Origin of the sequence: Devosia ginsengisoli, assembly GCF_007859655.1 — a bacterium.
GTDB lineage: Bacteria > Pseudomonadota > Alphaproteobacteria > Rhizobiales > Devosiaceae > Devosia > Devosia ginsengisoli.
Genome location: NZ_CP042304.1, coordinates 1,056,723 through 1,072,084, shown reverse-complemented (window position 1 = coordinate 1,072,084; position 15,362 = coordinate 1,056,723). Strand labels below are relative to the sequence as shown.

At 64.8% G+C, this 15,362-nt stretch carries 16 protein-coding genes; 8 read left to right on the top strand and 8 right to left on the bottom strand.

The window, feature by feature from the left end:
* Positions 1–29: 29 nt before the first annotated feature.
* Positions 30–506, bottom strand: coding sequence for a preprotein translocase subunit SecG (gene secG / locus FPZ08_RS05215; RefSeq protein ID WP_146289002.1), 477 nt, complete (start codon positions 504–506; stop codon positions 30–32).
* Between the two features lie 110 nt (positions 507–616).
* Positions 617–1,372, bottom strand: a complete 756-nt coding sequence (tpiA, locus tag FPZ08_RS05210; protein ID WP_146289001.1) for a triose-phosphate isomerase — start codon at positions 1,370–1,372, stop codon at positions 617–619.
* A 124-nt stretch (positions 1,373–1,496) separates the two neighbouring features.
* On the opposite strand from tpiA, the gene FPZ08_RS05205 reads away from it, so the two are divergent.
* From FPZ08_RS05205 to FPZ08_RS05170, 8 genes are all read left to right on the top strand, one after another.
* Positions 1,497–3,368, top strand: coding sequence for a peptidylprolyl isomerase (locus FPZ08_RS05205; protein WP_146289000.1), 1,872 nt, complete (start codon positions 1,497–1,499; stop codon positions 3,366–3,368).
* 40 nt (positions 3,369–3,408) lie between these two features.
* The gene (gene trpE / locus FPZ08_RS05200; protein WP_146288999.1) at positions 3,409–4,917 is read left to right on the top strand and encodes an anthranilate synthase component I; all 1,509 of its coding nucleotides are present in this window, start codon (positions 3,409–3,411) and stop codon (positions 4,915–4,917) included.
* Positions 4,914–5,258 (top strand): hypothetical protein, encoded by a 345-nt coding sequence (locus FPZ08_RS05195; protein WP_146288998.1) that lies wholly within the window; start codon positions 4,914–4,916, stop codon positions 5,256–5,258. Before trpE ends, FPZ08_RS05195 begins: the two co-directional genes overlap by 4 nt.
* Before the next feature lie 84 nt (positions 5,259–5,342).
* Positions 5,343–5,942: an anthranilate synthase component II gene (locus FPZ08_RS05190; protein ID WP_146288997.1), complete on the top strand. Its 600-nt coding sequence runs from the start codon at positions 5,343–5,345 to the stop codon at positions 5,940–5,942.
* Positions 5,939–6,958 carry an anthranilate phosphoribosyltransferase gene (gene trpD / locus FPZ08_RS05185; protein ID WP_146288996.1) on the top strand — a complete coding sequence of 340 codons (1,020 nt, stop codon included), beginning with the start codon at positions 5,939–5,941 and terminating at the stop codon, positions 6,956–6,958. The genes FPZ08_RS05190 and trpD overlap by 4 nt, the downstream gene beginning before the upstream one ends.
* Positions 6,958–7,770, top strand: coding sequence for an indole-3-glycerol phosphate synthase TrpC (trpC, locus tag FPZ08_RS05180; RefSeq protein WP_146288995.1), 813 nt, complete (start codon positions 6,958–6,960; stop codon positions 7,768–7,770). Before trpD ends, trpC begins: the two co-directional genes overlap by 1 nt.
* Complete coding sequence (gene moaC / locus FPZ08_RS05175) at positions 7,770–8,249, top strand: cyclic pyranopterin monophosphate synthase MoaC (protein WP_146288994.1); 480 nt, start codon at positions 7,770–7,772, stop codon at positions 8,247–8,249. Before trpC ends, moaC begins: the two co-directional genes overlap by 1 nt.
* Complete coding sequence (locus tag FPZ08_RS05170; protein WP_146288993.1) at positions 8,246–9,448, top strand: molybdopterin molybdotransferase MoeA; 1,203 nt, start codon at positions 8,246–8,248, stop codon at positions 9,446–9,448. Before moaC ends, FPZ08_RS05170 begins: the two co-directional genes overlap by 4 nt.
* Positions 9,449–9,604: 156 nt before the next feature.
* Here FPZ08_RS05170 and FPZ08_RS05165 read toward each other — a convergent pair whose 3' ends face one another.
* The 6 genes from FPZ08_RS05165 to sufC form a co-directional block, all read right to left on the bottom strand.
* Entirely contained in the window at positions 9,605–10,873 is a 1,269-nt protein-coding gene (locus tag FPZ08_RS05165; RefSeq protein WP_146288992.1) for a 3-phosphoshikimate 1-carboxyvinyltransferase, read from the bottom strand.
* Positions 10,874–11,135: 262 nt separating this feature from the next.
* Positions 11,136–11,516 (bottom strand): HesB/IscA family protein, encoded by a 381-nt coding sequence (locus tag FPZ08_RS05160; protein ID WP_056234145.1) that lies wholly within the window; start codon positions 11,514–11,516, stop codon positions 11,136–11,138.
* 51 nt (positions 11,517–11,567) lie between these two features.
* Entirely contained in the window at positions 11,568–11,963 is a 396-nt protein-coding gene (locus FPZ08_RS05155; RefSeq protein ID WP_146288990.1) for an SUF system Fe-S cluster assembly protein, read from the bottom strand.
* Positions 11,964–11,976: 13 nt separating this feature from the next.
* Positions 11,977–13,197 (bottom strand): cysteine desulfurase, encoded by a 1,221-nt coding sequence (locus FPZ08_RS05150; RefSeq protein ID WP_146288989.1) that lies wholly within the window; start codon positions 13,195–13,197, stop codon positions 11,977–11,979.
* 158 nt (positions 13,198–13,355) lie between these two features.
* Positions 13,356–14,564, bottom strand: coding sequence for a Fe-S cluster assembly protein SufD (sufD, locus tag FPZ08_RS05145; RefSeq protein WP_146288988.1), 1,209 nt, complete (start codon positions 14,562–14,564; stop codon positions 13,356–13,358).
* 3 nt (positions 14,565–14,567) lie between these two features.
* The gene (gene sufC, locus FPZ08_RS05140) at positions 14,568–15,317 is read right to left on the bottom strand and encodes a Fe-S cluster assembly ATPase SufC (RefSeq protein ID WP_146292949.1); all 750 of its coding nucleotides are present in this window, start codon (positions 15,315–15,317) and stop codon (positions 14,568–14,570) included.
* Positions 15,318–15,362: the final 45 nt, after the last annotated feature.

Here is a 15,362-nt window from a genome sequence, read left to right as displayed (position 1 = left end):
TCCCCCTCTTTTGGTTCGCCTTGCGGCGGTCAGTTGGTCGCCGGCGCAGCCGGTTCGTTGGTCGGCGTTTCCTGCGGCGCGTCGGGCACCGGCAGGTCGCTGGCCGCGTCGGGGGTCGCGGCATCGGCAGCGGGAGCCTCGGGGGCCGGCGCGGTTTCCGTGGTGGGAACCGGCAGGTCGGACGTTTCGGGCTGCAGGGCATTGAGCGCGTCGAGCACGTTGGTCGGCGCGGTGCCGTCCTCGGTGGTAGTGGCGCCTTCGAGAATGCCGGATGTGCCGCGATCGAGTTCGGACAGAACCGTCAGGCCAATGGCCGTGGCGAAGAACAGGACCGCCAGAATCGCCGTGGTGCGGGTGAGCAGGTTGGCCGAGCCGCGCGCGGTCATGAAACCGCCGCCGCCACCACCACCAATGCCCAATGCCCCGCCCTCGGAGCGCTGCAGCAGGATCACTGCAATCAGCGCCAGGACGATCAGCAAATAGGCCACAATCAGGACGTTCGCCATTGTGTCTTCTTGTCTATAGGTCAGTCAAAGGATGGCGCGTCTTACACGCCTCGCGCAGCAAATGCCAGAGGCCAGGGCCATTTTCCGGCCCTGTCCACGGCACCCGCGTATCACACGGCGGAGATAATGGTAGCGAAGTCCTTTGCCAAGAGGCTGGCGCCACCGACAAGGCCGCCATTGACGTTTGATATGGCCAGGATTTCGCGGGCATTCTGCGGCTTGAGCGAGCCGCCATAGAGAATGTGGATCGCCTGCCCCTTGTCGCCGAAGCGGGTCACCAACTGGCGGCGGATGGCGTCATGCATCTGGGCGATGTCGTCATTGCTGGGGGTGCGGCCGGTGCCGATGGCCCAGACCGGCTCGTAGGCGACGATGACATCGTGCTGGCCGGCGGCGTCGGGGATGGAGCCAGCGAGCTGGCTGACAACGACAGATTCGGCGCTTCCGCCATCGCGTTCGGCTTCGGTCTCGCCGACGCAGATGATGGGCTTGAGGCCGGCGCCGATGGCGGCTTCGGCCTTGGCACGCACGATATCATCGGTTTCGCCATGGGCGGCGCGGCGTTCGGAATGACCCACAATGACATATTGGGCGCCGGCATCGGCCAGCATGCCGGCCGCGATATCGCCGGTATGGGCGCCCGAGGCGGCGGGGTGGCAATCCTGCCCGCCGGCCAGGATGCCTGACGTGGCGCCCTGGCGGGCCACGGCCGCCAGGATGGTGGCGGGCGGGCAGATGACCACGATGGCGCGGGGTGCCTCGCCTGCCGTCATCATCTCCGCGAGGGCGGTCAGCTCGTCCAGCGAGGCCCGCAGACCGTTCATTTTCCAGTTCCCTGCGATCAGCGGCGTTATTGTCGTTGTCACTCTTTGCTCCTGCTGCCTCTTGCACCGGGGCAAGGTTTGCCCTAACCCCGGCTGTCAAAATGGATTACTAGTGCCCTCCCGCCCACGCGGTAAAGCCTGGTGTTGCCCAACTGGAACGTCTCAGATGCTCGATAGTTTGCGTGTTTTTGCAAAATCCTGGCCCGGCAAGATCATGGGGGGCTTCCTTCTGGTCGGGCTGGCGGGCTTCGGCATCAACAATGTCATTGCCGACCTGGGCAGCAATACGGTGGCCAAGGTGGGCGGCGAGGACATTACGTCGCGCCAGTTCCTGCGGGCCTATCAGAGCCAGTTGAACCAGGTGGCCCAGCAGATCGGCTCGGTGCCGACGGCGCAGGATGCCATGAGCCTGGGTATTCCTTCCATGGTGCTGCAGAACCTGGCGCAGGACGCGGCGCTCGACCAGATGGCCGGCGATTTCGGCCTTGGCGTGTCGCAGAGCAAGCTGAGCGAGATGCTGCGCGAGGATCCCTCGTTCCAGAATGCGCTGGGCGCGTTCAACCCGGCCAGCTTCACGCAGGTGCTGCAGATGAGCGGGCTGACCGAAGCGGAATATTTCGAGGACAAGAGCGACGAGGCGCGGCGCCAGCAACTGATCCTGAGCCTGTTCGGCGATACGCAATTGCCGGCGACGGCCTCGAACCTGATCAACCGGTATGTGGCCGATCAGCGCACGATCGAATATTTCGCGCTGAACGAGACCAATATCGACTCGGTAGCCGAGCCGACCGAAGGAGAACTGGCCGCCTATCTGAGCGAGCACCAGGCCGAGTTCCGCACTGTCGAAACACGCAATGTGCAAATGCTGCGCCTGTCGACGGCGGACCTTGCCGCGACCAAGACCATTGCCGAGGACGCCATTGCGGCCGAATACGAGCGGACCAAGACCACGCTGAGCAAGGCCGAGCGCCGGACCATCCAGCAGGTGGTGCTGAATGCCGACCAGGTTGCCGCTTTCGAGGCGGGGCTGGCCGCGGGCACGCCATTCGAGACGCTGGTGAGCGATGCCGGCCTTACGCCCACCGACCTGGGTACGCTGGCACAGGCCGATATCAATGATGCAAGCCTGGCCAGCGCTGCTTTCGGGTTGGCCGATGGTGGCTTTGCCGTCATCGATGGCGTGGCCGGCAAGCGGGCCGTACATGTCTCGGCCGTGGAGGCCGGTGGCGTTCCCACGCTGGACGAAGTGCGCGACCAGGTCGCCAATTCGCTGGCCATGAGCGAGGCGCGGAACGAACTGGCCGATATTCAGGACCAGATCGAGGAATTGCGCGCCGCCTTCCGCCCGCTGACCGAAATCGCCCAGCGCTTCGGGCTCGACCTCTATGAGGCCGACGTGACGTCGGGCGGGGCCGAGCTGAGTGTGATCCCCGATCTCGCCGCCGAGGACCGCACGCGCGTGACCCAGGCCATCTTCAAGGCCGAAGAAGGCGCGCTGACCGCCGCCCTGCCGCTGGCGGGCAATGGCAATCTATGGTTCGACCTCAACGCTATCGAGCCGGCGCGCGACCAGACGCTGGACGAGGTGCGCGACAAGGTGGCGGAGACTGTCATGGCCGAACGGGTCAACAATGCCATCATGGCGGCCCAGCAGGATGCGGTGACCCGGCTGGACAATGGCGAGGCGATTGCCGACGTGGCAGCGTCCTACAACCTCTTCCCGCAGCTCAGCGCGCCGTTTGCCCGCTTCGGCTCGGAAGACGGGACGATCGACAGCGCCGTGGCCACGGCGGCCTTTGCCGGCGACGCCAGCCATCATGGCTCGGCGGTGAGCCAGGCGGGCGAATTCATCGTCTTTGCGGTGACCGACCTGACCGCAGCCGAGGGCCCGCTGGAGGAGGCGGCCAATGCGAGCCTGGAAAACGAGGCGCGCGTCGGCATCTATGGCGAGTTCGTGACCGCGGTGCGCGACGATGCCCGCCTGGTCGTCAACCAGCAGGCCCTGCAACAGGTGCTGCAACTCGATACCGGCCTGTAATCGGCAGGCCGGACTTCACCCCAGACTGGACACGATAACGATGGGCGACGACTTCTATCAGCGCTTCTCCGAGCAATACGATGCTGGAAAATCGCAGATCGTCTGGCGTCGCATCGTGGCGGACCTCGAAACGCCCATCGGGACCTATCTGAAGTTGGCGCAGGGGCGCAGGAACACGTTCCTGCTCGAATCGGTGCAGGACGGGACGACGCGCGGCCGCTATTCCATCATCGGCAGTCAGCCGGATGTGATGCTGAAGGTCGAGGCCGGCACGGCATCAATCAACCTGAAAGCGCAGATCGACGAGACGGCATTCGAGCCCCTGCCCGACCTGCCGCTCGACGCGCTGCGAAACCTGGTGGCGGACAGCAAGATCGAGGTGCCGGAAGGCCTGCCGCCGCAATCGGCGGGCATCTACGGGTTCCTGGGCTATGAAATGGTCCGCTATATGGAAGTGTTGCCCGACAGCAATCCGGACCATTTGCAGACCCCCGAAGCCATGCTGATGCGGCCGTCGCTGCTGGCGATCTTCGATACGCTCAAGGACGAGCTCTATTTCACCGCGCCGGTGTATGTCCGATCAGGTGTGTCGGCCAGGCAGGCCTATGAAGCGGCCGAAGCGCGGATCGACGATGCCATTGCCCGGCTGACGCAGGCCATGCCGGCAGCCCCGGCTTTGCCCGACCTCGAATCCATCGCCGTCACCAGCAATACGTCGAAGTCCGAGTATTTCGACATGGTAGCCAAGGCGAAGGACTACATCACGGCCGGGGACATTTTCCAGGTGGTGCTGAGCCAGCGGTTCGAGGCGGATTTCACCCTGCCCCCGACGGCGCTCTATCGGGCGCTGCGACGGACCAATCCCAGCCCCTATATGTATTTCCTCGATTTCGGGGATTTTTCGGTGGCCGGGTCGAGCCCGGAAATCCTGGTGCGGGTGCAGGATGGGGAAGTGACCATCCGGCCGATCGCCGGGACGCGCAAGCGCGGCGCGACGCCGACGCGGGACCAGGAACTGGCGGCCGAACTGCTGGCCGACCCCAAGGAACTGGCCGAACACCTGATGCTGCTCGACTTGGGCCGCAATGATGTGGGACGGGTGGCCAAGACCGGTACCGTCAAGGTTACGGACAAGTTCTTCCTCGAATATTATTCGCATGTCATGCACATCGTTTCCAATGTGGTGGGCGTGCTCGATCCGAAATATGACTTTGTCGATGCGCTGTCGGCCGGGTTCCCTGCGGGCACGGTTTCCGGGGCGCCCAAAGTGCGGGCGATGGAGATCATCGACGAGCTGGAAAAGTCGCGGCGCGGCATCTATGGCGGCTGCGTGGGCTATTTCGGCGCTGACGGCACGATGGATACCTGCATCGTGCTGCGCACGGCCATTCTCAAGGATGGCAAGCTCTATGTGCAGTCGGGCGCCGGGATCGTGGCCGACAGCAAGCCGGAGCTGGAACAGCTCGAATGCGAAAACAAGGCCCGCGCCCTTTTCAGCGCCGCCGAGGAAGCGCTACGCTATGCCGGCGAGGCGAGGATCGGGCAATGAGCGTGCGCGTGGCGGTCGCCTTGTTGGCTCTAGGTTCCGCGTCAGGTGCCGGAGCGTCCGAAGCTGCTTTCTGTGATGCCTTGCGCATCATCGAGAGGGATATTCGCCAGGACTTTGCCGATGACGGTCGCGCTAGTGTGTACCCGCCCAGCGACGCGCTGGACTTGCTCGTCGGAACGGAAGTGACTGGGTTTGCGGCGGACTACTGCGGCTCACCGACGTTCGAAGTCCTTGAAACTCATGGCCTTCAAACGTACTCATGGGACGTGATGGCGATGGGCCTTCAGTTCTCGATCAAGGATGGCCTTGTGACCGAGGCAGCCGTGAGGAGCAAGCCGTAATGGCGCGGGTGATCTTTCAACATCGATGGCGGAACTGGTTCTGAACACTGAACCAATTCCCAACAGCCGCGCTGGAGCCAACCAATGACCCGCACGCTCGTCATCGATAATTACGACAGCTTTACCTACAACCTCGTCCATTTCCTGGGCGAACTGGGCGCCGATATCACGGTGCATCGCAACGACAAGATCACGCTGGACGACATCGCCGCCATGGCGCCGGAGGCCATCGTGCTGTCGCCCGGGCCCTGCACGCCCAATGAGGCAGGGATATGCCTTGCGCTGATCGACCGCTTCAAGGGCGAAATACCCATGCTCGGCGTGTGCCTGGGGCATCAGGCGATCGGCCAGGCCATGGGTGGCGACGTGGTCCGCGCGCCCCATCTCGTGCATGGAAAGACCAGCAAGATCCACCATGGCGGCAAGGGCCTGTTCCGTGGGCTCAACAACGACTTCGAGGCGACGCGCTATCACAGCCTGATCGTCAGGCAGGACACATTGCCCGACGTGCTGGAAGTGACGGCCAGTACCGATGACGGGCTGATCATGGGGATGCAGCATAAAAGCCTGCCGGTGCATGGCGTGCAGTTCCATCCGGAAAGCATTGCCAGCGAGAATGGCCATGCCCTGCTGCAGAACTTCTTGAACCTCGCCCGTGACTTCAACCAGAAGCGAGCCGCATGATGGATATCAAGGCAGCCCTCGGCAAGATTGCCGACAACAAGGACCTGACCGGCGAGGAAATGCGCAGCGTGATGCGCATCATCATGGCCGGCGAAGCCACGCCGAGCCAGATCGGCGCCTTCCTCATGGGCATGCGCATCAAGGGCGAGACGGTGGGCGAAATCGCAGCCGCGGTGTCGATCCTGCGCGAGCAGATGATCCCGGTCGAAGCGCCTGACGATGCGATAGACATTGTCGGTACGGGCGGGGATGGGGCCGGTGCGCCCAATATTTCCACCCCGAGCGCCTTCGTGGTTGCAGCGGCAGGGGTTCCGGTGGCCAAGCACGGCAATCGGGCGCTGTCATCGAAGGCTGGATCGTCGCAGACCATCGAGGCCTTGGGCGTAAAGCTCGACCTCAGTCCTGCGGAAATTTCGCGCTGTTTGCAGCAGGCGGGCATCGGCTTCATGTTCGCGCCAAGCCACCATCCGACGATGCGCCATGTGGGGCCGTCGCGCGCCGAAATGGGTGTGCGCACGATGTTCAACCTGCTTGGCCCGCAATCCAACCCCGCTGGCGTGCGCCGCTATCTGCTGGGCGTTTATGCGCGGGAATGGGTGGAGCCGGTTGCAGCCGCCTTGCAGGCCAATCGGGTCGTCAAGGCATGGGTGGCGTGCGGCAGCGACGGGCTGGACAAACTGACCATCTCCGGCCCTAGCTTCGTCGCGCAGATCGCGAATGGCGACTTGCGCAGCTTCGAGGTGACGCCCGAGGATGCCGGCCTGCCACGGGCCGATCCCGGTGAACTGGTGGGCGGCGATGCTGAAGAAAACGCCGCTGCAATCCGGGCTGTGCTGGATGGGGCGCCGGGCGCCTATCGCAATGCGGTATTGCTGAATTCTGCCGCGGCGCTGATCGTCGCCGACCGCGCTCAGGACCTGCGCGAAGGAGCCGGCATTGCCGCCGAAATGATCGACACTGGCAAGGCCAAGGACACACTCGCCCGCCTCGTGGCGGTTTCGAACGGACGAGATTGATGAGCGATATTCTGCAGCAGATCGAGGTCTATAAGCGCGAGGAAATCGCCGCCGCCAAGAGCATGCGGCCCTGGGCCGAAGTGGTGGCGCAGGCGCATGACCAGCCGGCGCCTCGTGGTTTCCTCAGGGCCATCAAGGCCAAGCGGGCGGCGGGGCAGTATGCGCTGATCGCCGAGGTGAAGAAGGCCAGCCCGTCCAAGGGGCTGATCCGCGCCGATTTCGATCCGGCCGAGATTGCGCGGTCCTACGAGATGGCGGGGGCGGCTTGCCTCTCGGTGCTGACTGACCGGCCGAGCTTTCAGGGCTCGCCGAGCTATCTGATCGAGGCGCGGGCGGCGACCAACCTGCCGGTTCTGCGCAAGGACTTTCTGTTCGAGACCTATCAGGTGGCCGAGGCGCGGGCCTGGGGCGCCGACTGCATCCTCATCATCCTGGCCGCAGTGGGCGACGACGTGGCGCGCTATCTGCTCGACGCGGCGGAAGAGTGGAAGATGGATGCCCTGGTGGAGGTGCATGACCAGCTCGAACTGGACCGGGCGCTGGGGCTGGGCGCCGAATTCATCGGCATCAACAATCGCAACCTGCGGACGTTCGAAACGACGCTGGATACATCCATCAGCCTGGCCGGGGGCGTGCCCAAGGGCACGTTGCTGGTGAGCGAGAGCGGCATTGTGAACCACGAGCATGTGCGCAAGCTCAACCAGGAGGCCGGCATCGGCACGTTCCTGGTGGGGGAAAGCCTGATGCGGCAGGCGGATGTGGCGGCAGCCACCCGCGCCCTGCTGATGGGCGCACCGGAAACCGTGCGCTGATGGCGCAGGGGCTGACTCACCTCAACGACCGCGGCGAAGCCCATATGGTCGATATCGGTGATAAACCGGTTACGCGTCGGCGGGCGGTGGCCGAGGCGTCTGTTCTGGCGGAACCGGCGACGGTGGAGGCTCTGCTGTCGGGCAGCGGCAAGAAGGGCGATGCCATTGCCACGGCGCGGATTGCCGGGATCATGGCGGCCAAGAAGACCGCCGAGCTTATCCCGCTGTGCCATCCGCTGGCCTTGACGCGGGTGACGGTGGAGATCGAGGCAATGAACGGGGTCTCGGGCCTGCATGTCGTCGCTACGGCCGAGACGGTCGGCCAGACCGGCGTCGAAATGGAGGCGCTGACGGCGGCTTCGGTGGCGGCGCTGACGCTCTATGACATGGGCAAGGCCATGGAAAAGGGCATGACCATTACCGATGTGCGGCTGGTGGAGAAGTCGGGCGGCAAATCCGGCGATTTCTTGCGCGCATGAACCTCCTCCCCGTGGATGATGCCATAGCCGCCATCCTGCGGCGCGTGCCCGAGCCGGTGGCGGAGACTGTGCCGCTGGCCGAGGCGGCGGGGCGCGTGCTGCTGGCGCCACTGGTGGCGCGGCATGACCAGCCGCCGTTCAATGCCAGCGCCATGGACGGCTATGCCATGCGGGCGGTGGACGTGACCGCGGGGCATCGGCTGAGGGTTGTCGGGATCTCGCAGGCGGGTGCGGGCTTTGCCGGCGCGGTGGGCGCTGACGAGGCGGTGCGCATCTTTACCGGGGCGCCGGTGCCCGATGGGGCCGATACCGTCATCATGCAGGAGGAGGCGGTGGTAGACGGGGATTTCGTCTCCTTCACCGCCCCTCCCAGGCTGGGCCATAGCATCAGGCCGTTGGGCAATGACTTTGCGCGCGGGCAGACCCTGGTCGAGGCCGGCATGCTGATAGCGCCGATGCAACTGGCCGTGGCGGCGGCGGCCAATGCGGCAACGCTGACCGTGGCGCGGCGACCGCGCATTGCGCTGCTGGCGACGGGGGATGAACTGGTGCTGCCCGGCGCGGAGCTGGGGCCGGACCAGATCGTGGCGTCCAACAGTTTTGGGTTGCGGCCATTGCTGGCGCCCTATGCTGCCGATGTGATCGACCACGGGATTGCGCGGGACGACCGGGATGCGTTGCGGGGCAAGCTGGAGGCGGTGTTTGCCGGGGCGCCGGATGTGGTGGTCACCACCGGCGGGGCCAGCGTGGGCGACCACGACATCGTGCAGGACATTCTGCTCGAACTGGGCGTGACGCTGGATTTCTGGCGCATCAATATGCGGCCGGGCAAGCCGCTGATGTTTGGCACGCGTGGAAAAACGCTGATCTTCGGGCTGCCGGGCAATCCGGTTTCGGCGATGGTCACGGCGCTCGTATTCATCCGGCCGGCCTTGCGGGCCTGGCTGGGCTATACGGGGGCGACCACCTGGCGGCTGCCGCTGGCCGCGGCGACGCCGCCCAATACGGCGCGGCGGCATTTCATGCGGGCGCAGCTGGTGCATGGGACCAATGGCCCGGCTTTGCTGCCGATTGCCCAGACGGATAGCGGGCATACGTCATCGCTGGCGCATGCCGACATGCTGATTGTGCAGCCCGAGCATGATCCGGGGCAGAAGGCCGGGGCGATTGTCGAGGCGTTGGCGATCGACGCGTTTTAGTGTGCGTGGCCTACCCCCACCCTCACTCCCTCCCCACAAGGGGGAGGGAAGCCCGCTTTGTGGCTAAACCATCATTGGACCACTGACCGCGCCCATGCGCCTCCCTCCCCTTGATGGGGAGGGATCGAGGGTGGGGTGGGCAACATGCGCTGAACCCTAGGTCGTCGGCTGCAATTCCACGCCGAGCCCGGCCAGCATGTCCCAATATTCGGGGTAGGTCTTGCCGGTGCAGGCGGGGTCGAGAATGGTGATGCCGGACAGTTTCAGGCCCGCCAAAGCGAAGCTCATGGCGATGCGGTGGTCGTGATAGGTCTCGATGCGGGCCGGGCGGCTGCGCGCGGCCAGATTTGGATCCGCCGCAACCACCAGATCGTCCCCCTCCTCCGTGCCCAGGCCCGGCAGGATGCGGTTGAGTTCGTTGGCGACGGCGCGGATGCGGTCGGTTTCCTTGACGCGCAGATTGGCGATGCCGACGAAGCGGACGGGACGATTGTTGGATGCCGCCAGCACGGCCAGCGTCGGCACGGCGTCCTGCATCTGGCTGCCGTCGATGATGGCGGGCATGTTGGGGAATTGGGCGATGACGGCCTGGGCGGCGGCGTCGGGCTGGGTGAAGGCATCGGCGGCAACGCCGAGGTCGATCCTGCCGCCGGTCAGCGCCTCGATTCCCCAGAGATAGGTGGCGGCCGAAGCATCGGGCTCGATGCGGAAATCAGTGGCAGAGTAGCCGGTGGGCTGGACCAGCCAGGTGCCGGCATCAAGCTGTTCCACCTCGGCGCCGAATGCCCGCATGGCGGCCAGCGTCAGGTCGACATAGCCGCGGGCGCCGATATCCTTGCCCGTCAGCGCCACGGTGATGGCGCCATGGCCCAAAGGCGCGGCCATCAGCAGGGCCGAGACATATTGGCTGGAGAGGCCTGCATCGATCTCGACGCGGCCCGAGCCGAAGCTGCCATTGCCGTGAATGGTCACCGGCGGACAACCGGTGGGGCAGATGGCGTCGATGCCGAGCGAGCGGAGCGCTGTGACCAGCGGGCCGATCGGGCGCAGGCGCATTTCCTCGTCGCCATCGACGATGACCGCGCCATCGACGGTGGCGACGGCGGCGGTAAGGAAGCGGGTGGCGGTGCCGGCATTGCCGAGGAAAAGCGGGCCGGAGGGCTGCTGCAGGCGGCCGATGCTGGTGACGGTGAAGCTGGTGGCGTCAGGCTCATCCACCGTAACGCCCATTTGCCGCAAAGCGGCGGCCATCAGGGTCGTGTCCTTGCTCTTGAGCGCGCCGGTGAGGCGGCTGGTGCCGTCGGCAAGCGCGGCGAGCAGCAAGGCGCGATTGGTGATGGATTTGCTGCCCGGCGGGGAGACGCGGCCGACAAGCGGGCGGTTGGGCGGGACAATGGTGAGGGCGGGTGGAAGGGGGCTGAGCATGGCGGGATAGATGCCCTAGCGTGGTCCCGGATGCAACTGGTTGCGAATGGGATACCCCCTCCTAGCCTCCCCCTGATTGGGGGGAGGAACAGATCGAGTGCAGGGAGAGCATTGGCTCATTCCCAACCGCGATGTCATCCCGGCCTTGAGCCGGGATCCATCCTGAGATGCTGGCAATTAAGCTGAACTACCTTGCGGCTGTGGAGCGATCTCGAGATAGGCCCCGGCTCAAGGCCGGGGTGACATCGCGTTTGTGGAGCTATCAGGCCCCTGCCCTGGCCTCGGCAATCGCCTTCAGGTCGGCGGGGGCGAGCGTGACGCTTTCGCCGCAGCCGCAGGCGCCGGTCTGGTTGGGGTTCTTGAAGGAGAAGCTGGAGCCCATCTTGGACTGTTCGAAGTCCATCACCGTGCCGAGCAGGTACATGGTCGCCTTGGGATCGACCCAGACATTGACGCCGTGATCCTGGACGTGATCGTCGCCAGCGACCGGTTCGGTCACGTAGTCCATGGTGTAGGACACACCGGCGCAGCCGGCATTCTTGATGCCGACGCGCAGGCCCACCACCGGCTGGTCGGAATCTTCGATGATCTCGGTGATGCGCTCGGCGGCGGCATCGCTCAACGACATGATCTTGAAGGCCATGGGCAAACTTTCTATCGGCATTTCACGATATATAGCGCGAAACGCGCCGGATTACCACCAGTTCAGGGCCACCTGGGCCTCTTCGCTCATGCGCGTGGCGTCCCAGGGGGGATCGAAGACCATATTGACCTCGACATCCTGGATGCCTTCGACGGCACGGGCGGCGTTTTCCACCCAGCCGGGCATTTCGCCGGCCACCGGGCAGCCCGGCGCCGTCAGCGTCATGTCGATGGTCAGCTTGCGGTCGTCATCGAGATCGACCTTGTAGATGAGGCCCAGCTCATAGATGTCGACCGGGATTTCCGGGTCATAGACGGTCTTGAGCGCGCCGATCAGGTCGGAGGTGATGCGCTCTACCTCCGCTTCCGGCAAGGCGCCGGAAACGTTGGGGGTGATCCGGTTTTCGGGAATGGCCGGAGCGGGCGCGATTTCAGTTTCGTCAGACATAGTAGCCTCTCGCTTACGCGAAAAATTTCTGGGCGCGGGTGATGCCGTCCACCAGCGCGTCCACATCGTCCTTGCCGTTATATAGGGCGAGGGAGGCGCGGCAGGTAGAGGTGACACCGAAACGTTTGAGCAGCGGCATGGCGCAATGGGTGCCGGCGCGGACGGCAATGCCGTAGCGATCGAGAATGGTGGCCACGTCGTGGGCGTGGGCGCCCGCGATCTCGAAGGAGAAAATGCCGCCCTTGCCCGGCGCGGTGCCGATCAGGCGCAGCGAATTGATGCGGCTGAGGCGCTCATGGGCATATTCGGCCACGTCGTGCTCGTGGGCGGCGATGGCGTCGCGGCCGAGGCTTTCCATATAGCCGAGCGCGGCGCCGAGGCCGATGGCCTGGACGATGGGCGGGGTGCCGGCCTCGAAGCGATGCGGCGGCTCGTTATAGGTGACGCTGTCCATGGTCACGACATCGATCATCTCGCCGCCGCCCTGATAGGGCTGCATCTCGGCGAGGAGATCGTATTTGCCATAGAGCACGCCGATGCCGGTGGGGCCGTAGAGCTTGTGGCCGGTCATGACGTAGAAATCGACGTCGAGGGCCTGGACGTCCACGGTCTCGTGCACGGCGCCCTGGCTGCCGTCGATCAGCACCGGAATACCTTTCGCGTGGGCGATCTCGATGACCTGCTTGATCGGGGTCACGGTGCCCAGCACGTTGCTCATATGGGTAACCGCGACGATACGCGTCCGGTCGGTCAGGGCGGCGGCGAAGGCGTCTAGGTCGAAGCTGCCATCGTCGCGGACATCGACCCATTTGATGACGGCGCCCAGGCGCTCGCGGTGGAAATGCCACGGTACGATATTGGAATGATGCTCCATGATCGTGGTGACAATCTCGTCCCTTGCCCCGATGCGCGGGCCGACGAAGGCGGACGCGACGAGGTTGATCGCCTCGGTGGCCGACTTGGTGAAGACGATTTCTTCGGGACGCGACGCATTGAGGAACTTCTGTGCCGCGTGGCGGCCGCCTTCATAGGCTTCGGTGGCGCGATTGGCGAGCGTGTGCAGGCCGCGATGCACATTGGCATATTCATGCCGGAAGGCGTGGTCCATGCGGTCGAGCACCTGCACCGGCTTCTGCGCGGAGGCGCCGCTATCGAGATAGACCAGCCTGTTACCGTGGATCTGCTCGGAGAGGATCGGGAAATCGGCGCGGACTTTTTCGAGGTCGAAGGTCATTGCAAGTTCCGTGGGCGGGACACCCCCACCCTTGGTCCCTCCCCACAAGGGGGAGGGAGACGGTGTGGCACATTTCGCGTCACACTGAATTGTCGGCTCTTGTGCATCCCTCCCCCTTGTGGGGAGGGAGTGAGGGTGGGGTGGCCCCACCCACCGGATTACTTCCCCAGCAGCCAGCCATCCACGATGCCGTGCAGGGCTTCGGCTAGGGCTTCGTCTTCGATCGGGTCGACGAGTTCCTCGATGAAGCCGCGGACCAGCATGGTTTCGGCTTCGGCTTTCGGGATGCCGCGGCTGGTGAGGTAGAACATGGAATCCTCATCCAGCTTGCCGCAGGTGGAGCCGTGGCCGCAGACGACGTCGTCGGCGTAGATTTCCAGCTCCGGCTTGGAGAGGATTTCGGCTTCGTCGGAGAGCATCAGGCCCTGATGCATGAACTTGGCGTCGGTCTTCTGCGCGTCGCGAGCGACGACGAGCTTGCCCTGCACCACGGACTTGCCACGGCCGCGGGCGACGGACTTGAACAGGGGCTGGGACGAGGTATGCGGCACGGCGTGGCTGGCATCCATGGTGATGTCGGCATGCTGGCCATCGACCACCAGGTTGAGGCCGGTAATGTCGCCATGGGCGCCCGCGCCTTCATAGCGCGGGAAGAGCTGGGTGCGGGCCAGCCCTGCCCCGGCATGGATGACCAGCGTGCGCAGCTTGGCGCCCTCGCCGACGTGATATTCGTTGCTGGCGAAATGGCTGGCTGCGCGGGGTGACAGGTCCACGGTGATATGGGTCACCACAGCATTCTTGCCGAGTGCCATATAGGTGGCGTGATTGCCGACATGGGCGGCATCGGAACCCGAGAAGGTTTCGAGGATGACCGCCGAAGCGCCATCGGCCACGAAGACCTTGAGCGAGTCGGCAACATGGGCGGCTTCGCCCTCGCTGCGGCGGTCGATCTGGATCACCGGATCGACGCTGTTTTCGAGCGTCAGCGTCAGGCTTTCCCTGGCGAAGGCGCCATTGAGATGCACCAGCACGTCATCCCGCGTGGTGAGGACGCCGCCGGCGGCCTTGCCGACGATGACGCCGGCCGGGGCCGTGGAGGTGGACTGGATGACGCCATTGGCGATCATCAACTGGTAGGCGCCGGGAACGCGCAAAGCCGGAGCGCTGGCTTCATTGGCAGCCTGGGCCAGCGGCGGGATGGACCGCAGCAGGGTTTTCAGGTCGGTATAGTGATAGCTCTCGACGCGGCGCGTCGGCAGGCCGGCAACGGTGATCCGTTCGGCGGTCGCGTCGGCCCCCACGCTCTTGAGCTGGGCGATCAATGTATCTTCGGCTGCTCCGAGCCGGACGGGCATGGTCTGGCGCATGGGTCAGGCCGCCGCGCCGTCGAAGTCGGCATAGCCCTTGGCTTCGAGTTGAAGCGCCAGGTCCTTGTCGCCGCTTTCGACGATCCGCCCATCGGAGAAGACATGCACAACGTCGGGCACGATGTGGTTGAGCAGGCGCTGATAGTGGGTGATGACCAGCATGGAGCGGTTATCGGCGCGCAGGGCGTTGACGCCCTTGGACACGACCTGGAGCGCATCGATATCGAGGCCGGAATCGGTCTCGTCGAGCACGCAGAGCGTCGGCTTGAGCAAAGCCATCTGCAGGATTTCGGCCCGCTTCTTCTCGCCGCCCGAGAAGCCCACATTCAGCGGGCGCTTCAGCATGTCGGCGTCGATATTGAGCTGGGCACCGGCTTCCTTGACGGCGCGCATGAAATCGGGCGTCGAGAGTTCACCCTCGCCGCGCGCCTTGCGCTGGGCGTTCATGGCGGCCTTGAGGAAGGTCATGGTGGCAACGCCGGGGATTTCGATCGGGTACTGGAAGGCTAGGAAAATGCCCGCAACCGCGCGCTCGGCGGGCTCCATCTCGAGGATATTCTCGCCATTGAGCAGGATTTCGCCTTCGGTGACCTCATAGTCCTCCTTGCCGGCCAGCACATAGCTCAGCGTGGACTTGCCCGAGCCGTTGCGACCCATGACGGCATGGACCTGTCCGGCCGGGATGGTGAGGTTCACCCCCTTGAGGATTTCGCGCTCTTCGATGCGCGCATGCAGGTTGCGGATTTCAAGGATCGGGGTGGTCATCGTTCGGTCTCCAGTCATTCGGTTCAGACGGCT